At 42.6% G+C, this 22,285-nt stretch carries 26 protein-coding genes; 9 read left to right on the forward strand and 17 right to left on the reverse strand.

The genetic code is table 11. The features are described from left to right. The first annotated feature begins 224 nt into the window (after positions 1 to 224). From hemQ to gerQ, 3 genes are all read left to right on the forward strand, one after another. The gene (hemQ, locus tag ACTWQL_RS17325) at positions 225 to 971 is read left to right on the forward strand and encodes a hydrogen peroxide-dependent heme synthase (protein WP_443143753.1); all 747 of its coding nucleotides are present in this window, start codon (positions 225 to 227) and stop codon (positions 969 to 971) included. A 236-nt stretch (positions 972 to 1,207) separates the two neighbouring features. Then, positions 1,208 to 1,639 carry a cell wall hydrolase gene (locus ACTWQL_RS17330; protein WP_443143684.1) on the forward strand — a complete coding sequence of 144 codons (432 nt, stop codon included), beginning with the start codon at positions 1,208 to 1,210 and terminating at the stop codon, positions 1,637 to 1,639. A 73-nt stretch (positions 1,640 to 1,712) separates the two neighbouring features. Next, the gene (gene gerQ, locus ACTWQL_RS17335; RefSeq protein WP_443143685.1) at positions 1,713 to 2,174 is read left to right on the forward strand and encodes a spore coat protein GerQ; all 462 of its coding nucleotides are present in this window, start codon (positions 1,713 to 1,715) and stop codon (positions 2,172 to 2,174) included. Between the two features lie 440 nt (positions 2,175 to 2,614). On the opposite strand, the gene ACTWQL_RS17340 is transcribed toward gerQ, so the two are convergent. The 5 genes from ACTWQL_RS17340 to ACTWQL_RS17360 all read right to left on the reverse strand — a co-directional run bounded on the left by ACTWQL_RS17340 (position 2,615) and on the right by ACTWQL_RS17360 (position 5,484). Continuing rightward, complete coding sequence (locus ACTWQL_RS17340) at positions 2,615 to 2,986, reverse strand: DUF423 domain-containing protein (RefSeq protein ID WP_443143686.1); 372 nt, start codon at positions 2,984 to 2,986, stop codon at positions 2,615 to 2,617. 94 nt (positions 2,987 to 3,080) lie between these two features. Next, positions 3,081 to 3,362, reverse strand: coding sequence for a helix-turn-helix domain-containing protein (locus ACTWQL_RS17345; protein ID WP_443143687.1), 282 nt, complete (start codon positions 3,360 to 3,362; stop codon positions 3,081 to 3,083). Then, positions 3,307 to 3,519, reverse strand: coding sequence for a YvrJ family protein (locus tag ACTWQL_RS17350; protein WP_443143688.1), 213 nt, complete (start codon positions 3,517 to 3,519; stop codon positions 3,307 to 3,309). The genes ACTWQL_RS17345 and ACTWQL_RS17350 overlap by 56 nt, the downstream gene beginning before the upstream one ends. Further along, a complete protein-coding gene (locus ACTWQL_RS17355; RefSeq protein ID WP_443143689.1) occupies positions 3,512 to 4,036 on the reverse strand; it encodes a sigma-70 family RNA polymerase sigma factor in 525 nt (174 codons plus the stop codon). The genes ACTWQL_RS17350 and ACTWQL_RS17355 overlap by 8 nt, the downstream gene beginning before the upstream one ends. A gap of 257 nt (positions 4,037 to 4,293) precedes the next feature. Continuing rightward, positions 4,294 to 5,484 carry an MFS transporter gene (locus tag ACTWQL_RS17360; RefSeq protein ID WP_443143690.1) on the reverse strand — a complete coding sequence of 397 codons (1,191 nt, stop codon included), beginning with the start codon at positions 5,482 to 5,484 and terminating at the stop codon, positions 4,294 to 4,296. A gap of 413 nt (positions 5,485 to 5,897) precedes the next feature. Here ACTWQL_RS17360 and ACTWQL_RS17365 point away from each other — a divergent pair, with 413 nt between their 5' ends. Both ACTWQL_RS17365 and ACTWQL_RS17370 read left to right on the forward strand, forming a co-directional pair. Then, entirely contained in the window at positions 5,898 to 6,095 is a 198-nt protein-coding gene (locus tag ACTWQL_RS17365; RefSeq protein WP_443143691.1) for a hypothetical protein, read from the forward strand. Between the two features lie 48 nt (positions 6,096 to 6,143). Then, positions 6,144 to 7,787, forward strand: a complete 1,644-nt coding sequence (locus ACTWQL_RS17370; RefSeq protein ID WP_443143692.1) for a glycoside hydrolase family 13 protein — start codon at positions 6,144 to 6,146, stop codon at positions 7,785 to 7,787. Positions 7,788 to 8,129: 342 nt separating this feature from the next. On the opposite strand, the gene ACTWQL_RS17375 is transcribed toward ACTWQL_RS17370, so the two are convergent. From ACTWQL_RS17375 to ACTWQL_RS17385, 3 genes are all read right to left on the reverse strand, one after another. Beyond that, positions 8,130 to 8,408 carry a YwdI family protein gene (locus ACTWQL_RS17375; protein ID WP_443143693.1) on the reverse strand — a complete coding sequence of 93 codons (279 nt, stop codon included), beginning with the start codon at positions 8,406 to 8,408 and terminating at the stop codon, positions 8,130 to 8,132. 98 nt (positions 8,409 to 8,506) lie between these two features. Continuing rightward, positions 8,507 to 8,722 (reverse strand): hypothetical protein, encoded by a 216-nt coding sequence (locus ACTWQL_RS17380; protein ID WP_443143694.1) that lies wholly within the window; start codon positions 8,720 to 8,722, stop codon positions 8,507 to 8,509. A 589-nt stretch (positions 8,723 to 9,311) separates the two neighbouring features. Further along, on the reverse strand, positions 9,312 to 9,677 hold the full coding sequence (locus tag ACTWQL_RS17385; RefSeq protein ID WP_443143695.1) for a DUF1499 domain-containing protein: 366 nt from the start codon (positions 9,675 to 9,677) through the stop codon (positions 9,312 to 9,314). A 192-nt stretch (positions 9,678 to 9,869) separates the two neighbouring features. Between ACTWQL_RS17385 and ACTWQL_RS17390 the strand changes: the two genes are divergently transcribed. Together ACTWQL_RS17390 and ACTWQL_RS17395 are read left to right on the forward strand one after the other, a co-directional pair. After that, complete coding sequence (locus tag ACTWQL_RS17390; RefSeq protein WP_443143696.1) at positions 9,870 to 10,220, forward strand: general stress protein; 351 nt, start codon at positions 9,870 to 9,872, stop codon at positions 10,218 to 10,220. 248 nt (positions 10,221 to 10,468) lie between these two features. Then, positions 10,469 to 10,672: a hypothetical protein gene (locus ACTWQL_RS17395; RefSeq protein ID WP_443143697.1), complete on the forward strand. Its 204-nt coding sequence runs from the start codon at positions 10,469 to 10,471 to the stop codon at positions 10,670 to 10,672. Here the strand turns inward: ACTWQL_RS17395 and ACTWQL_RS17400 are convergent. From ACTWQL_RS17400 to ACTWQL_RS17435, 8 genes are all read right to left on the reverse strand, one after another. Further along, complete coding sequence (locus tag ACTWQL_RS17400) at positions 10,619 to 11,074, reverse strand: chemotaxis protein CheX (protein WP_443143698.1); 456 nt, start codon at positions 11,072 to 11,074, stop codon at positions 10,619 to 10,621. The genes ACTWQL_RS17395 and ACTWQL_RS17400 overlap by 54 nt on opposite strands. Before the next feature lie 203 nt (positions 11,075 to 11,277). Continuing rightward, the gene (locus ACTWQL_RS17405; protein ID WP_443143699.1) at positions 11,278 to 11,919 is read right to left on the reverse strand and encodes a DsbA family oxidoreductase; all 642 of its coding nucleotides are present in this window, start codon (positions 11,917 to 11,919) and stop codon (positions 11,278 to 11,280) included. 164 nt (positions 11,920 to 12,083) lie between these two features. Next, the gene (gene wrbA, locus ACTWQL_RS17410) at positions 12,084 to 12,713 is read right to left on the reverse strand and encodes an NAD(P)H:quinone oxidoreductase (protein WP_443143700.1); all 630 of its coding nucleotides are present in this window, start codon (positions 12,711 to 12,713) and stop codon (positions 12,084 to 12,086) included. A 149-nt stretch (positions 12,714 to 12,862) separates the two neighbouring features. Then, on the reverse strand, positions 12,863 to 13,294 hold the full coding sequence (locus ACTWQL_RS17415; RefSeq protein WP_443143701.1) for a MarR family winged helix-turn-helix transcriptional regulator: 432 nt from the start codon (positions 13,292 to 13,294) through the stop codon (positions 12,863 to 12,865). A gap of 212 nt (positions 13,295 to 13,506) precedes the next feature. Next, positions 13,507 to 15,441 (reverse strand): TRAP transporter permease, encoded by a 1,935-nt coding sequence (locus tag ACTWQL_RS17420; RefSeq protein ID WP_443143754.1) that lies wholly within the window; start codon positions 15,439 to 15,441, stop codon positions 13,507 to 13,509. A gap of 49 nt (positions 15,442 to 15,490) precedes the next feature. Then, a complete protein-coding gene (locus ACTWQL_RS17425) occupies positions 15,491 to 16,009 on the reverse strand; it encodes a DUF1850 domain-containing protein (RefSeq protein WP_443143702.1) in 519 nt (172 codons plus the stop codon). A 131-nt stretch (positions 16,010 to 16,140) separates the two neighbouring features. Continuing rightward, positions 16,141 to 17,106 carry a TAXI family TRAP transporter solute-binding subunit gene (locus ACTWQL_RS17430; RefSeq protein ID WP_443143703.1) on the reverse strand — a complete coding sequence of 322 codons (966 nt, stop codon included), beginning with the start codon at positions 17,104 to 17,106 and terminating at the stop codon, positions 16,141 to 16,143. A gap of 85 nt (positions 17,107 to 17,191) precedes the next feature. Then, positions 17,192 to 17,587, reverse strand: a complete 396-nt coding sequence (locus ACTWQL_RS17435) for an SLAP domain-containing protein (RefSeq protein WP_443143704.1) — start codon at positions 17,585 to 17,587, stop codon at positions 17,192 to 17,194. A 306-nt stretch (positions 17,588 to 17,893) separates the two neighbouring features. Here ACTWQL_RS17435 and ACTWQL_RS17440 point away from each other — a divergent pair, with 306 nt between their 5' ends. Then, on the forward strand, positions 17,894 to 18,094 hold the full coding sequence (locus ACTWQL_RS17440) for a hypothetical protein (RefSeq protein WP_443143705.1): 201 nt from the start codon (positions 17,894 to 17,896) through the stop codon (positions 18,092 to 18,094). 126 nt (positions 18,095 to 18,220) lie between these two features. Here ACTWQL_RS17440 and ACTWQL_RS17445 read toward each other — a convergent pair whose 3' ends face one another. Continuing rightward, entirely contained in the window at positions 18,221 to 20,572 is a 2,352-nt protein-coding gene (locus ACTWQL_RS17445; RefSeq protein WP_443143706.1) for an FdhF/YdeP family oxidoreductase, read from the reverse strand. Positions 20,573 to 20,796: 224 nt separating this feature from the next. On the opposite strand from ACTWQL_RS17445, the gene ACTWQL_RS17450 reads away from it, so the two are divergent. Further along, positions 20,797 to 22,272, forward strand: coding sequence for an amidase family protein (locus ACTWQL_RS17450; RefSeq protein WP_443143707.1), 1,476 nt, complete (start codon positions 20,797 to 20,799; stop codon positions 22,270 to 22,272). The last annotated feature ends 13 nt before the right edge of the window (positions 22,273 to 22,285 follow it).

Here is a 22,285-nt window from a genome sequence, read left to right on the forward strand (position 1 = left end):
ATCCCTGTATGAAACCAAAAGAGTATGATGTAATCGCTTCACCCAAAAAGTTTTTACTTTCACAATTCTCTTAACCTTTCTATCCGTTAATCAAACTTTTACAACAATCTTTACTAAAGAGACTTCATAAAAATGTCAGACCCCTCTTTTTTTGTTTGCAGGGATTTGTGATATGATGGTTACGGGAAAAACCTTGATAGTAATGAGATAAAGGAGTGTCTATGATGAACGAAGCGGCTAAAACCTTAGATGGCTGGTATTGTTTACATGATTTTCGTACGATGAATTGGGCAGCATGGAAATCCATCTCAAGTGACGAGCGTGAGCATGCAATCCAAGAACTACTCACCTTTCTTGAAAAATGGGAAGTGACTGAGGCACAACAACAAGGAAGTCACGCATTCTACTCAATTGTAGGACAAAAAGCTGATTTCATGATGATGCTTCTCCGTCCGACAATGCAAGAGCTTAATGAAATTGAAACAGCATTCAACAAAACGACTTTTGCAGAGTACACAATTCCTGTTTATTCATATGTATCAGTCGTAGAGCTGAGCAACTATATGGCTTCTAAAGATGTAGATCCAGAAACAGATCCAATGATTCAGGGACGCTTGAAGCCAACCCTTCCGAAGTGGGAACATGTTTGCTTCTATCCGATGGACAAACGCCGCGAAGGTAACGACAACTGGTACATGCTTTCGATGGACGAGCGTCGTGACATGATGCGCAGTCACGGCATGATCGGCCGAGGCTATGCAGGTAAAGTGAAGCAAATCATCACCGGTTCAGTCGGTTTCGACGATTGGGAATGGGGCGTCACCCTATTTGCAAACGACGTGCTCCAGTTCAAAAAGCTTGTATATGAAATGCGTTTTGACGAAGTAAGTGCACGTTTTGGTGAATTCGGATCATTCTACGTAGGAAACATTTTGCCGAAAGAAAAAGTCAGCTCTTTCTTAGCTGTATAAACATATTGGATTAACTGACAGCCTTCATCTGAAGGCTGTTTTTTGTTTTTCCGAAAGGCTTTCTTCACAAAAATCGTAGGATGTGTCGTATCTTTCAACCCCCAATATTTCATCAAATCAATGGCAACTAGCTTTTAGCCTTATTTAAAAATGGATTTTAACGTTGTCCGCGTACATTTTCTGATTGCTCAATCATACGTATAGTAAGTGAAAGCCTACTTCATGGGGGTGACATCATGGCAGTAGTAAGAGCGAATCAAAACGATATCGAGACGCTTGCAAGATTGATGCGAGCAGAAGCAGAGAGTGAAGGAAAGCTCGGAATGCTCATGGTCGGGAATGTCGGCGTCAATCGGGTAAGGGTCCGTTGTCTTGATTTCAAGGACATCAATACCATTCAAAGAATGGTTTTCCAATCTCCTGGAGGATTCGAAGCGACTCAGAAAGGTTATTTTTATCAGGGGGCTCGGCAAAGTGAAATAAAATTAGCTAAAAAAGTGATCGCAGGACAGAGATTCAACCCAGCAGAATTTGCATTATGGTTCTTCAAGCCACCTGGAGGCTGCCCGGCACAATGGTACAATCAAGCAAATTCAGGTCGTTTCAAATCCCACTGTTTCTATCAGCCTAGTGAAGCAGATTGCTCTGAGGTCTATTCCACCTTTTAACAGTCATAACTTATCCAAGGACCGAGTATACCTGTTTAATAGGGGAGTATTATTGAAGATGGGGAGGTTTGTTATGAACTATCCAAATTATCGACAGAATCAGAACGGAATGCAAGGAATGCAAGGGATGCAAGGGATGCAGGGAATGCAGGGCAATCAAGGAATGCAAGGGATGCAGGCTGTACCTGGTCAATTCCCATCAGGATTTCCTGGTGCAGCGCAAATGAATGGCCAACTCCCAGTTGAACAGTCATACATCGAGAATATTCTTCGCTTGAATCGGGGTAAAGTCGGAACGTTCTATATGACATTTGATGGAAATCCGAAATGGCCTGCGAAAATTTTCAAAGGCGTCATAGAAGCTGCAGGCCGCGATCACATCATCATCAGTGATCCTGAATCAGGTAAACGCTATTTATTATTGATGGTCTACTTAGATTATGTAACATTTGATGAAGAAATCGAATACAGCTATCCTTTTAACAATCAAAGTGCTCAAAACACTGGACAAATGACGACTTACTCTCCAAGGTAGGTGTTGAAAAAGGGCGGATCACGCATCCTTTGATGTGATGGCGCCCTTTTTTATTTTGCTGGTGTCTGGCACCGTTTTGAAAGTCTTGCTACGACTGGGTTCCCAATCGGTGCCAGGTACACACTTTGGTATGCACTTTAACGGACATGAGCGCCGCTATTTGTGACAAAGAGCGGTGATGTAAAAAATTAGCGGACATGAGAGCCTTTATTTGTGGTTAATAGGGCTGATTTGGGCTCATTTTTCCAAAATAACGTCTCTGGTGTCCGTTAAGTCTTCAAAAAAGAGGTTTTGTTCACAAATAAGAGCTCTGGTGTCCGTTAAGTAAAACTGGCAAAGCCAAGTCAACCCTTTGGCGCTGGCTGAGCCTTCGTTTCCCCTCGTTTATACATTCTTTATACTTGAAAGCTGAAACGCAAACTCGACTGACTGCGTGAAATCTATACTTTCAACATTGCGATGATGATCAGCACCCAGCTGATGATGAATGCTAGTCCGCCAAATGGCGTGATGATCCCTAATTTTGAAATTCCGGTCACACTCAATACATACAAACTTCCGGAGAATAGAAGAATCCCTAACAACATGATCCATCCTGCTGCTCCAAGCATTGAGGAGTTCGGAAATTTATCAGCTAAAAATGCGACCACAAAAAGTCCGAGCGCATGAAAAATGTGATATTGTACGCCTGTTTTGAACACTTCCATCATCTTGGAAGAGAGCTTTGATTCAAGACCATGAGCTCCGAAAGCGCCGAGAACCACGGATAGTCCCGCATTTAATGTCCCTAAAAGAATAAATAATTTAAACATGATCCTTCTCCTTTTGGCAAATTGGATTATCGTTACAATGCTTCTTCAAGTGTAATGAAAACTGATCCGCTTGCCAACCGTTTAAAAAAGTCGTCTAACAATTGTCATCTTTCATCTTCTCAAGAACAGCTTGTCCCCCCTTGGTCTTTCCTAACAATTCCTTCAAAGTCGGTAGATGATCCGTGTCATAACCTCGGACCGCTTCCATGATCCGAAGTTTGACCTCCTGTTCGACATCTTCCTGATAGCGTCTTTCCATTGAAACGACCGTCTGTTTGATTTTTGGTTCTAGACGTTCGAGTATATGTTGGATTGATGATCTATCTTTGTTTTTCTTTGCTTTTTGCACGCTTCCGTATAAATCCATGTCTTTCATTCCTCTCTTCTAAATGTTCTCCAATTTCTTGAATGGAGCTTTCTAGATTGACCAGCCTTTTTTCAAATTGAAATAAGAGATAAAGCGCCACTACTGTAGGAAAGCCGATGTTTGAAATCAAGTTGAACCAGCCGACGACATTCGTTCCTTCAAGCATATTTTTCACCTTCCATCGATTTTTTCAAATGATCTAATGCACGCCGATGGGTTTTCGAAATCGATTGCGGGCTCACATCCAGGGACTGAGCAATTTCCCTCAACTTCCAGTCTCTCTGATAATGAAGGTGGATGATTTTTCTTTGATGCTCCGTTAATCTTAAAATGGCTTGGGTTAATATAGGACACTCGAATTCTGTCTGGATATACTCTTTCAGTGTGTCATCTTCTGTAAAAATTCTTTCCACAGCCGCCTCTTCAATTGTAGGAAACTGATTTTTCCGAAGCTTGCGTATATAGTTAATCGCTTGGTAATAAATGAATTTCGACATGTAATGGATGAATCGGCATTCAAAACAAAATTGTTGGAAGCGATGATTCAATTCCTTATAGTGATCGACCGATGGTGAATTGATGAATTGCAGCATTTCAATCCGATTATCCTGATGGTTTACAAATGCTGATAAGAGATCTCCCTGTCTCTCTATTTGACGTAATATACGCTCTGCATCTCTCATTCTACATCCCTCCCTTTATCAATAAAGCAAACTTGGCTCACCCAAGCCTTAGCGCAGGTTGAGCCTTAGTTGCCCTTATATTGAAGAAAGTATTTATACTTTCTTTAAATGTAAAGCAATACAAACGACCAAAAAAACAAACAAAATGCGAACGTTTGTTCTTATTTTAAGTATAAAAAAGAGAACACCCTTTGACCATAAGGCTTTTCGGGTGTTCTATGTTCGTGTCTATCGTCCCACTTAAGCGAACACTATTATCAAGCTGTCGCATTTCCTTCTGATGATTCGGATGTGCTTGGTTTACGGATGAAAAACGATAAAACCAATAAAATCGCTAAGAAGACGATCGGCAGGTTGAACCCGGCATCCGAACCATACGCCTCAGACACGACCCCTACGATCCAACCAGCGAATGCACCGCCGATCCCTGCTGCTACATAGACCAAGCCCAGCGCCGAACCACCTGTCCTGCTTAATTTCGTTCCGATTGCGGTCGCAGTCGGAAACAGAACAGAGAAAAACAATCCGGCAACACCAAACAAGTATACCCAGTCATCTACAAACACTTTACTGATGGTGACAAACACAAGACTAAGTGCTGAAAAAGACAACAGCAGCATTCTTTCACCAAGCTTATTGATCAACCAGCCGCCTGCAAGACGACCCACTGTGAAGCAGAGTGAGAATACGGAGATGATCGTCGCTACCATGCTGTTCTTTGCAGCTTCTGATGCACCGCCTAGAGTCAGGTCTTTTAAATATGTCGGGAAAAAGTTCAAAAAGGAAACTTCTGCTGACACATAGAAAACCAAAAAGATCATGACGAGGATGAATTGGTATTGGCCAAGCATTTCTTTGAAAGCTGATAGATTGACCTTATCCACTTCCCCTTCAGGCAATTTCACGCTAAACACGTAAAAAATCAAAGCGATCAACAATATAGCGATCCCGATATAAAAATAACGCCAGGAAATGTCGTTTGAAAACATCATTTTCAACACAATTGGAAATAAAAACATCCCAAAACCGTAAATTCCCATCGCGATGTTGAACATGGTCCCTTGTTTTTCAGGATAGACGGCGGGAACAATTGCATTGGAGGCGACTGTCATCGCTCCAAGACCAAACCCGACGATAAGGTAAAACCCCAGGAAGAAGGCGATTGTCTGTGCAAGTCCAGTACCGAGAAGCCCTGCTCCCATGATGATACTTCCGATCACCATCATAACTTTCACACCGCGTTTATCTGTAAAATAACCGATGATTACACTAGCCAATACAAAGCCCCATTGGAAGATGAAAACCACCAGTCCAAATTCACTTAAATCAAGCCCGATATCTTTCTCGACTTCATCGAGTACAATTCCTTTCGTACTTGATAATCCACCCAATAAGAACATGGTAAAAAACATGATGACAAGGGCTGATAGACTTTTTATTTTAGACATGACACTCTCTCCAATCCTACCTGCTGAATCTTCTCCTATATTGATTCCCGCAGTCACCAGACTTTACACTTCCAATCATACATTGGATAATGGCGATAGGAGAAAACTTGCCTATACATGTGATTTTTTCCGATTTTGGCTTGTTAAAGAAGGCTGTTTTCTCAAGCTTTGTTGCTCTTGCACTTAAAGAAAGTATAAAAAACTTTCTTCAGTATAAGGGCAACTAAGGCTCGACCTACAAAAGGCTTGGTCTCGCCAAGTTTTCTTTAAAAGTCGTTGATTTCCGCTCCAGGATGCTCGCTTTGGCGGTGAGCCTACTCGTCTCCTTGCTACCTCAGGAGTCTCCTTTTCAAGGAAGCATTTGTGCTCCTGCGTCTACAAGAAAGTCCTGTCATAGCGAGCTTCCTCGTCGCATGGCTTGCGAGGAGATTATTCAGGTAGTAGGCATGCTGATCCCGCAGGACAAGGAAAGCTTCGGCAGCGTTACATCGCACGAAGAAAATGCGATTTTCATTTTCGAGGAGTCTCGCACCTTGCTCTCCAATCAACTTGCACAAGGTGGGTTTTTAAAAATGACTCAAAAGCAACAAACTTTTAGAAAAGAGCCTTAAAGAATGATGTCAAATTTTTTCGAAATTCACTTCAAGGAGGTCTGTACGTTGAATCGAAGATGGTGGAAAGAAGCAGTCGTCTATCAAGTGTATTGGAGAAGCTTTTATGATACAGACGGAGATGGATATGGAGATATTAACGGTGTCATCAAGAAACTGGATTACATTAAAAAGCTGGGTGTGGATGTCATCTGGTTGAACCCTGTATATGAATCACCAGATAAGGATAACGGGTACGACATTTCAGACTATCAATCCATTATGAAGAAGGCTGGAACGATAGAAGATTGGGAGAAACTTTTAAGAGAGGTCCATAAACGTGATATGAAATTGATCATGGATCTTGTTGTCAATCATACCTCCGATCAACATCATTGGTTCCAGGAATCCCGTTCGTCCAAGGATAATCCTAAACGTGATTGGTATATCTGGAGAGACCCAAAACCAGATGGAAGCCCACCGAACAATTGGCGATCTTATTTCACACCATCTACGTGGGAATTTGATGGAAAAACCGGACAATTTTACTTCCATTCGTTTGCTGTCGAACAGCCTGATCTGAATTGGCGGAATCCCGATGTGAGAGAAGCCATTTTCGAAATGATGAAATTTTGGCTGGATAAAGGGATTGATGGGTTCAGAATGGATGTCATCAATTTGCTTGCGAAAATTGAAGGATTTCCAGACGCACAAACGCCTGAAAAAATAAATTATCTGGGAAATAATCCTGGTATACATGAGTATTTACAGGAAATGAACAAGAATGTATTGCGTCATTACGATATCATGACCGTAGGTGAGATTCCTTTTGTCACACCAGAAGACGGATTGAAATATGTTGGAGAGGACCGAAATGAGCTGGATACCCTCTTCCATTTCCAAGTAGCCGACGATATGCCGGACTGGGATATGCTTCAATACAAAGATATCCAGAAGAAATGGTTTGAAGGAATGTTCGGCAGAGGCTGGAACTCGCAATTCCTGAACAATCATGATCACACAAGACAGGTGACAAGGTATGGAGACGATGGCGAGTATCGTGTTGAATCAGCAAAACTGCTTGCAACAATGGTCCATACGCTGCCTGGAACGCCTTACATTTTCCAGGGGGAAGAGATTGGTATGACTGGTGTAGATTTCGATTCTATTGATGATTACCAGGATATCGCTATGAGAAATAAATATGAAGAGGAAGTCGGGAAAGGAAGAAATCCCGATGAAGTATTAGAAGAATTGAAGCCGTTAAGCCGGGATAATTCCAGGACTCCTGTCCAATGGGACGCAACAGAAAATGCGGGCTTTACAGATGGAGAGCCTTGGATTCCTGTCAATCCGAATTACAAAAAAATCAATGTAGAGAATGCATTGGAGGATCCTGATTCGATCTTTTACTATTACCAGAAGTTGATCGAACTTCGAAAAAACAATGATGTCATGGTATATGGTGATTATGAAGATTTGTCAGAAGGCGATGAACATCTTTATATGTATACCAGGAGATTCGATGGTGTCACCTGGCTTGTAGTATTGAATCATTCGGATGAAAATTACAGAATGACCTTACCTGAGGAAAGTTTGAATGCAGAGCTTAAGATCACGAACTACAAGGATGTGTCCGCGGAAATAACGGACCGCGATACGCTCCTTCGACCACATGAAGCAAGGATCTATCAATATCAATCAACAAAATAATCCAACTTCAATAAGGGAGTGACTCTTAAGCAATGCTTGATCTTCCGCACTTCAACAAATCAGCAATTAAACAATGCTGATCACAGGTTTTTTTGCGGAGATGGGAAGCATTGTGGAATCCTCCCTTTTTCCTTATGTTGGATGTTCAAATTGCCTCACAAATGAGTGAAACTTTTAAACATGCTTATTTTAACTATTGGATTTCAGCTAAATTCCCTCCCTTTCCGCAAGTTTCTCGCTGCCGGGGTCTTGCCTGGCTCGCTTTTCCTGCAGAGGTGTCGTGAATTTCGCTTTAAGCAATTTTCAGTAAACAATCACATTAAAGTTAACTAAGGTTTTTATTTAAAAATCGAATATTGAATCCCCGTTCACATCTTCATCTTCTTTCAAACGCTTAGAGGACACGTCTTGGATAGGCTGTGGACTCGGTTTATCAACTTTCACCGTTCTAGGCGCTGACGGCTTTTGGTCCGCAGACTCCAACAACAAGTCACAATATGCTTTGATAGCACTCAGTTCACTCCGAACCTGACTTGAAGATGAATTCTCATCAACCTCTCCCTTAATAGATTCAAGGCGGTCAATCATTTTCTGGACAACTAAACTAGATTGTATACTCAAGAGAATCCCTCTTTCTTCACATCATTCTTTCCTCATTATAAAGGGCTTCTCCTGTCTAGCACAACATAAGTGGAAAATATCATTCAACTTCTGCTATTTTATGATGTATCCCATAGCACATGTCTCTTCAGTCGGTAAAACACATACACACTTCGGTTGAGAATGACTGCTTCAAGCTTTCTGACTCCAACAAACGGTACACGATCGGGAAGAGATCCATTTTGCTTATCGTTCAAATCGTGGTGTTTAATACGTACAATACTCATAAGTGCAAGCCATACTACTAAACAATACGTAACGATTTCGCTCATCATGAAAGCTATACCCCTTTCTCCCTCATCAATTGATTGGGTTCCGAAACAAACATCCACCTCCTTATTCCCGGAACTTATCATCTTATTCTTTTATGAATCCAAGTATACGTAAAGGTTGTCTCAATGTTTGTCACAATCTGAAAGCCAGAACAAAGAATTTATCTACAAAAAACTTTGAGATTTGCCAATGCAGGTCAAAGTCTTCTATCAATCTTCATTTCTGCTATTAGAATTCAATCGGATTAACACAAGTTAAGACGTAATATCGGTTATGAAACTTTTGAAAAAGGTTTTGGTTCGTTTTTATGTGGATTTCTACGAAATACACTCCCTTTCCGCGGGCGAACCGTAAGCCTCCTCGCTCACTTGCACAGGATGTCAGCAAAAAATGAAATCATTTTCGTGTCTGTGATGAAAATTCTAAGAAGCTTTTCTTATGCTGGCTTCGACGTTCACCACAAGACCACGGAGTTAAAAAATCTGCATCTGAATTTTTAGCGAATGGTATCCTCTGATTTTTGCAAAAAAAGAATGGAAGTTACAACGGGAGTCTTTCATGAACCCATTGTCGCTTCCATTTTCTAGACGTTTAAACCTTTTGGATGAATTTTTGTCTGATATATTCTACTCTTTTTCGATTTACACCTAAATCTGTATATCCAACTCGGGAGGCTGCCCGGACATCGATGATCTTTTTGCTCTCATCAAGTAAAAATTCCAAATCGGAAACGACCTTCAGCCACTTCGACTTGCACTCAGCTCGTATATAATCCTTCGCTTCTTCTACCACCTTCGTGCCGCTCATGTTGTTAAGGACTTTCAATATTGTTTCATAGGCATGATCAGAAGAACTGTTGTATGAGATAGGCGAGATATTATGTTTTTCACTAGCACTTTGGGATGACACACAATTTAGAGAGGATGGACAAGCTTCCAAGCTTTTTTTATCGGTCATTCTATCTCCTCCTTCACACACCCCTATTTCCCTCCTCATCACTTTACTAATCTCTTACGAAAAGAATTTAATCTTCGCAACAATCGTTAAATTGATGTAACGGAGCGTTAATCGATATTTACATGAAAAGAGGTTTAAACAACCTGTTATTGTGAAATTGAGATAATACATTGACAAAGGAGGTTTTACAAAATGGCAAAACCTATTGTAAGAGAATATGTTAATGATGAAGAGTTGAAGAATGATGTGAAAGACTTGCAAAACCGAGGATTAAATAAAGACGATGTGTATGTAATCTCCCATGATGATGACCGAACAAACAGGGTAGCTGGCAGTGCAGATGCCAACACGGTCGGAGTTAAAGAAATGGGGCTCGATACTGCTGTCGGAAATATATTTAATAAGAAGGGTGACGAGTTGCGAGCGAAGTTCAAAGAAATGGGCTTATCACAACAAGAGGCTGATGAATATGAGGAAAGACTTGATGAAGGAAAAATCCTCATGTTAGTGACAGATCACGAAAAGGTACAAGATTGGGTTTAAGTTACGTTTATAGTTAAGAGGCTGCTCCGAAATGGACAGCTTCTTTTTCTTTGCTCTATTTTTTGAGGCTGTTTTCGCAATCTTTGTTGCTCTTGAAAGTCGTTGATTTCCGCTCCAGGATGCTCGCTTTCCGCGGGGCGTGCGGTGAGCCCACTCGTCGCCTTGCGACCTAGGAGTCTCCTTTTCAAGGAAGCATTTGTGCTCCTGCGACTACAAAAAAGTCCTGTCGAAGCGAGCTTCCTCGTCGCATGCCTTGCGAGGAGATTATTCATGTAGTGGGCACGCTGATCCCGCAGGAGTCTCGCACCTTGCTCTCCAATCAACTTGCACAAGGTGAGTTTTTAAAAATAACTCAAAAGCAACAATCTTTTAGAAAAGAGTCTTTAAAATTCATCCCTTTAATATATTGCAAAAACGATGGTCAGTTCTTCTGTATCAAACTTCAATGGTAACAATATGAGTTTCGCAGCATCCGTAATAGAAACTTCGTTTACCATTCGAGGGGTTGTGATGTCGACCGTAATGTCTGCACTCGCTAACTGTGTGGCAATATTGCCTGCGAGGATATTACCCAACTCCCCGATGAAAGAATCAAGCATCTCGCCTTCAAATGGCATCCCATACATCTGATTCCCGCATTCTCCAAAAAACGTTTTTGATGCAAGGAAAAGGAGTGAACCATTGATCTCTTTTTCAAGACCTATGATGACACCTGCTTGTTGTGGGTCCTTATGTTCGAATTTGATTTCGCTTTGAGGCTTCCCCATTTCGTATTCCATAGGTACGACCGTCTTTATGACCTCGATTGCCCCATTCAGTAAATTCGTGATATGTTGTGTTGTTGCCAGCGTCATCTGCCCAAACCCCCAAAGCGAATGATTTCCCTTTATATCGGCTTTTTTCTTTTAAGTTAAAGGAAATTGATTGAATCTCTGTAAAGAAAACTCGGGCTTTGCCAAGCCTTAGCGCAGGCTGAGCCTTAGTTGCCTTTATATTGAAGAAAGTATTTTTACTTTCTTTAAATGCAATAAAAAACTACTGAACGAGTCAGTAGTTTTCAACAGCCATCAACGTCACAGGATGTTCCTTCAAATGCATCGGAGTTGCTGTTCAAGTTATTCAGTTCTTCCTCTATGATTTCTGAAAGTCGCTCTGCAGGATATAACCCTTGGAGTTTCCGGTCACCAATGAAAAATGTGGGGACTGCTCTGATATCCTTCTTTACTGCTGTCCTTAACGCTTCCTGATGCTTTTCCTTATATTTTCTCGATTCAAGCGATTTGCGATATTCCGTACCATCCAAGCCAACTTCTTCAGCAAGATCGACCAGGACATCTATCTGACCAATATCTTTTCCTTCCACAAAAAATGCCTTTAAAATTCTATGATTGTACTCGTTTGCTTTTCCCTGTTCCTTCGCATATTGAAATCCCTCAAATGGCAAGTGAGTTCTTGGTTGAACTGGCGGAAGGTTCATCTTTACGCCTAATTTTTGAGAAAGTGGTTTGACCGATTGATGCCAGGCATTTCGAATATAGTCCGAATCGGGATCAAGCGTTGGTGCCGGGTCTGGCCGCAGCTCGAACGGCATCCACTCTACTTCAACATCCTTACCTTCCATCGCTTCTGCTAGCGGAACCTCCGCTAAATAACAGAACGGTCATACATAATCAGAATAAATTTCTATTTTTAACGTCATAATGGTCCTCCTTGCATGATGATAACTTTACCTCTAAAGAAAACTCGGGCTTTGCCAAGCTTTAGCACAGGCTGAGCCTTAGTTACCCTTATATTGAAGAAAGTATTTATACTTTCCTTAGGTGAGAAGAAGGATTGACCTCCACTCGGTCAATCCTTCCCAAATTATCGTAGTGGTTTTAGCGCTTTTGAAACTTTAGCCACTCGTTCCCCAAGACGTCCTGCCATGACAAGGTCAACTTCCTTCGGCTGTTCTCCACCTTGTGGTCCCGCAATCGTCGATGCAGAATAAGGGGATCCCCCATTTGCCTCTGCAGTCAACTGTTCTGGGTTTTCACCATATGGTAACCCAACATAGATTAACCCGAAATGCATGAATGGCACGAAAGATGTGAGGGCTGTCGCTTCTTGACCACCATGGACGGACCCTGTGCTAGTGAACACAGCCGTCGCCTTACCCTCAAGTTCACCGTTCATCCACAATCCACCAGCTGAATCGAGATATTGTTTCATTTGTGCAGGCATCGATCCATAACGTGTCGGGATTCCCCAAATGATTCCGTCAGCCCACCGCAAGTCGTCATGAGTCGCTTCTGGTACGTCAGACTGAATTTCTTGCGCCTTCACGTAATACTCTTGGGAAGACATCGCATCCTTCACTTCCGCAAATTCCTTCACCCGAACAAGCTTCACTTCAGTATCCTCTACTCGACTTGCTCCTTCTGCTACCGCTTGAGCCATTTGGTAGATATGTCCGTAAGCACTGTAATAAGGAATCAAAATTTTCGTTGCCATTTAAACATCACTCCTCTAAAATTTCGTCTGTTTATAAATTCCCATACCTGATTGAATTTAATCGTATTTCGATAAAAATGTACTAGTTTCATATATCTTGAATTCGAGATATAGGTCGTAAAGAAAACCTGGCAAAGCCAAGCTAAAAATCAATTCCTTCCCGCTGCGTACTTCCCTAGCTCTTTCAACAACCGGATCGCCTCTGTTTTTTCGTCCTCCGTAATACCGCTTAAAGCTTGCTTTAACACTTCTTCATGTGAAGGGAAAATGTCTTCCATCAACGTCTTTCCTTTTTCCGTCAAAAAAGCGTATGTGATTCGTCGATCCTTTTCACATGCTTTTCTTTCTAAGTATCCTTTTTCCTCTAACTTATCGACGACGTACGTAATACTTCCACTTGCTAATAAAATTTTTCCGCCGATTTTTTGTAAAGGATGTGGTCCTTTATGGTAAAGAAGTTCAAGTACACCGAATTCAGTCAAGTTCAGACCAAACCTTTGTATATCTTTTCGAGCCACCTCCATAATTGATTGATATGCGCGGGAAAGTACAACGAATAATTCCAATGATGAATCTTTCATATGTGCTAGATCTCCTTTTGAGAAATTATCTCGAATTCGAGATAATTATAACGTTCTTCTTTTTGTCCTGTCAAAATATATGACACTTTTTTTACCCTCGGTCAGGTAAAGTATTTTATTGGTTTGAAAAATTTTTAACAGATACGAATAATAGATACGAGTCTCTTAAATAAAGAGGGAGAGCTTTAATTAAGCCCCTCCCTATTTTAAACTTATGCACCTGCTGATTGTGGTTTCTGCTCAGATTCATTGAACTTGATAAAATACTGCAATGCGAAAAGTCCAAGGAAGACTGCAAGTCCAAGCAAATCTGTAAAGCCTTCAGGATAAATCAGCATGATACCTGCACCAAGAGAGAGGATGCGTTCAACCCAATGTGTTTTCCTCATCCAATAACCGATCATCGCTGCTCCAATCGCAATCATACCTAAAACGGATGTGAAGACGATCCATAGGGTCTGATCCCACGTCGTATCGATCATCATCAACTCAGGGGAGTAGACGAATATATATGGAATAATGAATGCGGCGATGGCCAGTTTTGCCGAATTCACCCCGGTCCTGAGCGGCTCTCCGCCAGAGACCCCCGCAGCTGCGAAGGCAGCCAGAGCTACCGGTGGTGTAATGTCCGCTATGATACCAAAGTAGAAGACGAACATGTGGGCAGACAATTCAGGAATATTCAGGGCTAACAATGCTGGTGCAGCAATTGTCGCCGTAATAACATAGTTTGCGGTCGTCGGTGATCCCATACCCAGGATGATCGAGGCTACCATCGTAAAGAATAGGGTAAAGAACAGGATACCGTTCGACAGGTCGATCAGACCACCTGCCATTTTAAGCCCCAGACCTGTCAGGGTTACGACCCCGACAATGATCCCGGCACAGGCTGTTGCGGTCGCGACGCCGATCGCAGTACGGGCACCGTTGATCAATGCTTCTGCATAATCCTTCGGTCCCATCCTGGTATCCTTATTGATCGCTCCGACCACGATACACGAGACGATCGACCAGAGAGCTGCACTTGTGACGCTCCTCCCTGACATCAGTAAAATGACAACGACGAAAATAGGTGCTAAAAGGTAGATCTTTTTCAATACTTCTTTCCTGTCAGGCATTTCCTCTTTACTCAGACCCCTCAAACCGATTTTCTTCGCCTGGAAATGGGTCATGATCCAAATTCCCGTAAAATAGAGCAAAGCTGGGATCGCAGCTGCTTTCGCAATTTCCCAGTACGTGATACCTCCACCGATGAATTCGACCATCAGAAATGCTGCAGCTCCCATGATCGGTGGCATCAATTGTCCTCCGGTAGATGCAGCGGCTTCTACAGCTCCAGCGAAATCCTTCCGATAACCGAGCTTTTTCATCATCGGGATTGTAAATGATCCTGAAGTTACGACATTTGCGACAGAGCTTCCAGAAATCGTCCCTTGAAGCGCACTCGAGAAAATTGCAACCTTCGCTGGTCCTCCGGTACGTCTCCCCGTCAAAGCAACTGCCAGATCATTGAAGTATTGACCCACACCGGTTTTCATTAAAAACGCTCCGAATAGTAAGAACAGGAAGATGAACGTGGATGAAACTTTCAAAGGTGTTCCAAGAATTCCTTCGGTCGTAAAGAACATTGTACGGATGATCCGTTCGATTCCGATCCCCCGATGTTGTAAGAAACCTGGCATGATCGGTCCTAAATAAGCATAAGACAAAAAGACCACCGCAATAATCGTAATCGGAAGCCCGACTACCCTACGTGTCGCTTCTAGTACGAGTACAATCGCAAGGACTCCTACTAGGAGGTCCATCGTTTCAAGTCGTCCGACCCGCTGGACGAGTTCATTGATATTGAATGGCCAATAGAGCCCTACAACTACACTCAATGAGGCCAGCAATCCATCTAGCCATGTGATCTGGAATTTCCGTTTCGCATCCTTCGCCTTTTTCTTTTTAGACGCGGGAAACAGTAAGAAAGCTAGAGACAGAGCAAACCCTAAGTGGATGGAACGGTGTACCTGTGGTGAAAAGCGATCAAGGGTAGACGTATATAATTGGTATAAAGAAAAACTTAATAGAAGTATCGTGACAATCCAGCCCAGAATTCCTGTCAATCTACGAAAACCGGCTTCAGGATCGTATTTCGCCATCATTTGCTCTAATTCTTCATCTGTAACCTGCTGGTCTTTTTTCAGACCTTTTTCATCCAAAAATCTCATCTCCTTTCAGCCGTTGCCATAAATTCATAGGTTGAACCTTCAAACGGATCCAGCTGCCTGGTTCAACAACCAGATCCAAAGGGAACTCATCATTGTTTAAGATTAATGTATGATTTGCAATGATTTGACCGATTCGAACGTCGATATAAGGAAAAATCCTATTCATATTAGTAATGTAATAGGTCCCGTCCTTTTCAACGAACTTTTCCTCACCCGTAGCATTAGAAGGCATGCCGATGGCAAAGTTTTCATAGGCTAGTTCTGTTTGGACGATTTCTTCGTTTTCATTGATTTTATAAGTTTCCTTTACGGGTGTATGATGGACTGAGTGTGTGTATTGAATGTGAAAACGAGCATTCTCGTCCACCTTCACATACGCAATGACCTTCCCGCTATTTTCAAAAGATATGGCTAATACTTTTCCATAAGGTATAAACACTATTAAAATAAGCCCGATCACAATAATCAAGCTGCTCAAAATCTTCATATATTTTTTCATCATCCAACACATCCGGACAGAGCCAATGATATAAGGAAGGCTGACTCAATTCGTATGTGACGTTTTCCAACTAAACAAGAGATGGAAAGGTGTCACTTCAGTTTTTGAGCCAGCCTCATTCACTCATTAGGTTCTTATTTCAAGCCTTCTTCTTTAAAGTATTTCTCTGCACCAGGGTGAAGATCGATTCCGACACCATTAAGGGCTTTTTCTGGGCTGATCAATTCGCCTTTTGCATGCTTGACACCATCAACGTTGTCAAAGAATGCTTTTGTCAAATTATAAACTGCATCCTCACTCAAATCTGCACGAGCTACAAGCATCGCCAATACAGCTACTGTCTCTACATCTTCTTCAAGGCCGTATGTCCCTGCAGGGATCGTGTCCTCAGCATAGAACGGATACTTATCGCTAAGTTCTTTTGCTTTGTCAGCAGCAACTGGCACAATACGAACCGGTTTTTGAGCTGAAAGTCCTTCAACTGCACCTGTCGGTGCTCCAGATGTGATGAATGCAGCATCAATATCGCCATCCTGTATGAGTTCTGTTGATTCATCAAAAGCCAGGTTTTCGACTTCGATGTCATCAAGAGTCAGTCCATGGATTTCAAGGATCTGTTTTGCATTTTCTGCTGTTCCACTTCCGACATCTCCGATCGAGACCCTTTTCCCTTTAAGATCTTCCACAGACTCGATGTCACTATCTTTCAAAACCACGATTTGAATCGTTTCAGGGTACAATGTACCAATAGCTTGTACATTATCAGTTGCAGCATCTTCGAACATCAACTTCCCATCGACTGCATAACTAGCAATGTCCGTTTGAGTGAATGCTAGATCTGCTTCCCCATCTTGAAGCGTTTGCATATTTTCTACTGAAGCACCAGAAGCCTGTGCTGATACTGTTTTCTCTGTGTTGTCAGACATGATGGTTGCGATTTCCCCGCCAAGTGGATAATATGTACCACCCGTACCACCTGTCAGCATGCTGATTTCTTCTGGATCAGCGTCTGCTCCGCCGCCAAGTGAACCGCACCCTGTCATTACCATTGCAATAGCTAGTAAGCTAGCAATAACAAGTGAGAGTTTTCTAAACTTCATATATAAAATCCCCCTTTTCGAATGTATAATCATACTTATTTTACCATAGTAAATAGTACAAGAGTAGGAAAAATTTTAATATTTTTCAATCCTTTGAATTTTTAGATAGTTTTAAATTCCAATCAATTAGCAGAGGGCGTTGCCGTATGGTTACTTTTGGAAAAACAAATGTCCAGGGCATTGAAGCATTGGAAGGGACGACAACCTGAGAGAACTCAAAACGGGATGAAGCGACAACTCCTCTTTCTTTTTCATAATAATCGATGAGGATGCCGTCCGCTTCAAACGTTTCTGTTGTACCATTTTGGATGAGGACCATTGCTAACAATGATCCATGATGATTCATTGCAGCTCGGATTGGTGTCCATGTCAGTTTCCCTTCCTGTATGGGTGATTTCTTATGTAACTGTTCGATTTTATTTCGGTCTTGGATTGCAATCGCCTTTTCCCAAGATGGTTCGAAAATCAATTTATCCGCCATATCCTGTCTGTCCTTTCTATTCGTGAAATTTAATGGCTGTTTTCGCAAACTTTGTTGCTCTTGCACTTAAAGAAAGTATAAAATACTTTCTTCAGTATAAGGGCAACTAAGGCTCGACCTACAAAAGGCTTGGTCTCGCCAAGTTTTCTTTAAAAGTCGTTGATTTCCGCTCCAGGATGCTCGCTTTCCGCGGGGCTTGCGGTGAACCCACTCGTCGCCTTGCGACCTCAGGAGTCTCCTTATCAAGGAAGCATTTGTGCTCCTGCGTCTACAAGAAAGTCCTGTCGATGCGAGCTTCCTCGTCGCATGCCTTGCGAGGAGATTATTCAGGTAGTAGGTACGCTGATCCCGCAGGACAAGGAAAGCTTCGGAAGCGTTACATCGCACGAAGAAAATGCGATTTTCATTTTCGAGGAGTCTCGCACCTTGCTCTTCAATCAACTTGCACAAGATGATTTATTAAAAATAACTCAAAAGCAACAATCTTTTAGAAAAGAGCCAATTTAATTGAAAGTCTCTGTTAATGATAATTATTTTTTGCGAATTTATATTGAAGAAAGTATTTATACTTTCTTTAAATGACATTGAAAAAGAAAGGGGAATTGAAAAAGTTCACCCTTTCTCTTCTTGATCTCATCCGACTTCCATTTCTAGTTCTTCAATCCGTTTTTCAAGGTATTTCGTATCTTTTTGCGCATGGAAGGTTTCTGATTTTTCGACAATAACAGCTGTATTATACTCAGGGATTCCTGCGTATTGCTCATAAACCCCTTTTGGAATGAGGACATTTCCTTCCGGCCAGTGTACCTGGATGTTGCCAGGTTTGACATCGACAAATCGCGCTTTCCCATGGAATAATCCATGCTTGTTATAAACAACGATTGCATCCCCTTGCTCGATGCCGTATTTTTTCCCGTCTTTTTTATTCATCAAAACATCATAACGTTCCGCCTGATTGAACGGGTCCTGATCGGAATAGATCATGGAATTGAATTGCTTGCCTCGTCGCGTGGTCACATAAAAGTGTCCTTCTGCTTTACGGAGCTCCGGAAGATCCATCGTGATCAGATTGCCTTTCCCATCAGGTGTCGGGCATACACCATCCTCACAAAGCCAGGCTCCGCCCCATTGAAATACATCACCTTTCTCTTTCAAATGCTGGATTCCATCATAATTCGGAGCCGCTTCAGCAATTTCTTCGCGGATTTCCTGCGCATCTTTGAAATCAATAAGGTGTGCTTGTTCAGGATTTACGCGCTTTGCCAAATCCACGTAGATTTCCCACTCTGAGCGCGCTTCTTCTATTCGAGGACCTTTGATTTCCGGCGAAAAGTATACCATTCGTTCCGTAGAAGTTGAGGTTCCTCCTCCAGGCTGCTCATATCGCGTCATTGCTGGGAGTACGACCACTGCTTCTTTCGCATCAACGAAGGTGGATGTATTGAAAATGATATCCTGATGTACACGTATATCAACACTTTCTAAGCACTGCTTGACAAAATCAGGGTTCGGCATCGTCTCGAGGAAATTCCCCCCCGACATGTAATAAAGCTTCAATTTTCGTTCATGCTCTTCTGGAAGCAAAGCATTTTCAAGGGAAACACCGACAATATCACCTTGCCATCTTGGTATATCAAATCCCCATACCTTTTCAACACGATCAACGTTTTGATCAGTGAATCCACCGCCAGGAAGAACGAAAGGATCAGCACCCATCTCTCCAGACCCCTGGACTCCGGAATGCCCGCGAATCGGCATGACACCGCAATGTTCTCTTCCTAAAAATCCTTGTAACAGTGCGAGATTGGCAACTTGCGAGACATTATCGGTTCCGAAGCGATGCTGCGTCAAGCCCATCGACCAGACGAATACAGCAGAATTTGATTTTGCCAATACGATTGCAAGCTCTTCGATTCGCTCTTTTGATAGTCCGGCCGATTTTTCAAGCGTCTCCCAATCATAGGACTGGACTTTTTCTTTCAGTTCAGCGAGTCCATTGACATGCTCGCGTATGAAATCATGATTGATTGCAGAGCCTGGTGCTTTCTCTTCCATCTCAAACCAGTGCTTCATGATCCCATGCATGAATGCAATGTCACCGCCAATGTTGACCTGGTAGACGTCATCAGCAATTTTCGTACCAAATAAAGCTGACTCAGCAATCGAAGGTATCCAATATTTCTCCATCGATGGTTCGTAGTAAGGGTTGATGATAATGATTTTTGTCCCTTTGCGTTTCGCTGCATACATATATTTTGTTGAAACCGGCTGGTTATTGGCTGCAACCGAGCCCCAGAACACTAGAACATCAGTTCCGATCCAATCTTTATAATTACAGCTGGAAGCACCAATCCCTAGTGACCTGGTCAATGCAGTTTTTGAAGGTGAGTGACAGATTCGTGAGGCATTGTCGATGTTATTCGTACCTAAGAAACGTGCAACCTTCGCTGCCGTGTAATACGATTCATTGGTTATGCCGCGTGACGTCAAATAAAATCCGTACTGTTTCGGGTCAATTTTCTTCATTTTCTCTGCGATGAGGTCAAGAGCGTTATCCCAGGAAAGGCGGCTGAACTTCTTTTCACCCGGCTTTCGAATCAATGGATAGGGAATCCTTCCTAGTTTCCGTAATTCTGTACTGCTCTTTTTCCTTAGCTCATCAATGTCTGCGTGAATGACTTCATGCTTCATTTCAGGCATCGTATTCAAACGTAAAACATTCAACCTTGTCGTACACAAATGTGGTCCTTGTAACGTTTGGTCCTGTAAACCAGCAACTCCAAGGGCACAGCCATCGCATACGCCTTGAGTCAAAATTCGTGTTGCATAAGGAAGATTGTCTTTGTTTTCCCATGCAACTTTTACTGTATCTCGTATATGATGCGGCTTTATTTTACCCAATCCGAATGGAACCTTGCTCACCCATAAGGATGGATCGGGATTCTTTTTCAGTTTCATTGGACCAGTGTGTTTCGTCTTCCCCATTAATTTCACCTTCCCCCAATCAGCCAAAGATGACCAATTTTATAGTTTAATAGTAGTATGAAAGCGGATACAATTCAACATTGTCCCTCTGCTATTAATTAATCGCTTGTTTATCGTATCAGATTCTCGGAGAAAATTGTCAGTATATGTCCCTTCTTATAAAAGGAGTTCGGTTCAATACTGTTGAAAGTAGTTATTAGATTACATAAAAGGAGTCTAGAGGAATGAGGGAAAGTTATAAACTGCGCAATGAGGATTGGTTGGAACGTGCCACGATCCTTGAAATCCAAAAAGCGATGAACAATGGTGAGCTGTCTTCACTGCAGCTTGTCAGCCGTTGTCTGGAATATATCGCAAAAAACAACCATGCCGGAGCGAACTTAGATGCTGTACTTGAAGTGAATCCAGAGGCATTGCAAATTGCGGAAACACTTGATGCAGAACGGAATCTGAAAGGGATGAGAGGTCTTCTGCACGGGGTCCCGGTCCTTTTAAAAGATAATATCGGAACAGCAGACTTGATGCATACAAGCGCCGGATCACTTGCACTCGCTGACCACTATGCCGAAGAAGATGCAACAGTTGCAATGAAACTACGTGAAGCGGGTGCAGTCATTTTAGGTAAGTCGAATATGACTGAGTGGGCGAATTTCATGAGCATGTCGATGAAAAATGGGTACAGCTCTAGAGGCGGGCAAGTGCTCAATCCGTATGGAAGTCATTTTGATGTCGGCGGTTCAAGCTCTGGCTCGGCAGTGGCCGTTTCAGCGCATTTCTCTACACTTGCCATCGGTACCGAAACTTCTGGCTCTATCCTTAGCCCTGCCAGTCAGAACAACGTTATCGGAATCAAACCGACAGTCGGGCTTATCAGCCGTGCAGGAATCATCCCGCTGTCACACAGTCAAGATACGGCTGGTCCGATTGCGCGTTCTGTAACAGATGCAGCAATCTTGTTAGGGGCATTAACAGGGCAGGATCAGAAAGATAGGATCACCCAAACAAGCATGGAGCGAAGTTATCGCGACTATACGTCTTTCTTGAATGCAAATGCGCTTCATGGCACAAGAATCGGGGTAGCCCGTTCCCTCTATATCGATATTCTCCCTGAGCCGCAACGGAAGGTGATGGACAATGCGATTGAGGATATTCGGGAAGCAGGGGCTACCATCATCGAACTTGAATCGATTTCACCGATGGAGGCGGATCATACGTGGGATTACAACGTCCTGAAGTATGAATTCAAATCTGATCTGAATGCGTATTTGAGTAAATTACCATCCACCTCTCCTGTCCACTCTTTATCAGATGTGATCCGGTTTAATGAGGAGCATCAAGATCGTGTATTGAAATATGGCCAAGATATCCTGATTGAATCAGATAAGACATCAGGTACATTGACAGAACCGGAGTATATTGAGAGTCGATTGCGTGACCTGCAACTTTCCCGGACAAGGGGGATCGATGTGGTAATGGCAGAACATCAACTGGATGCCCTTCTGTTCGCTAATTCAAACGGCGCAGGGGTAGCCGCTAAAGCAGGCTACCCATCCATTACTGTACCTGGAGGTTTTACAGAAGAGGGACAGCCTGTAGGCGTAGTATTCTCAGGCCTTGCATTCAGTGAACCTTCCCTGATTGGTCTTGCATATGCGTATGAACAAGCAACGAAACATCGTAAACCGCCGGAGCTGACATGAGGAGACTTCTTTT

The organism is Pseudalkalibacillus sp. R45, assembly GCF_052246725.1.
GTDB lineage: Bacteria > Bacillota > Bacilli > Bacillales > Fictibacillaceae > Pseudalkalibacillus.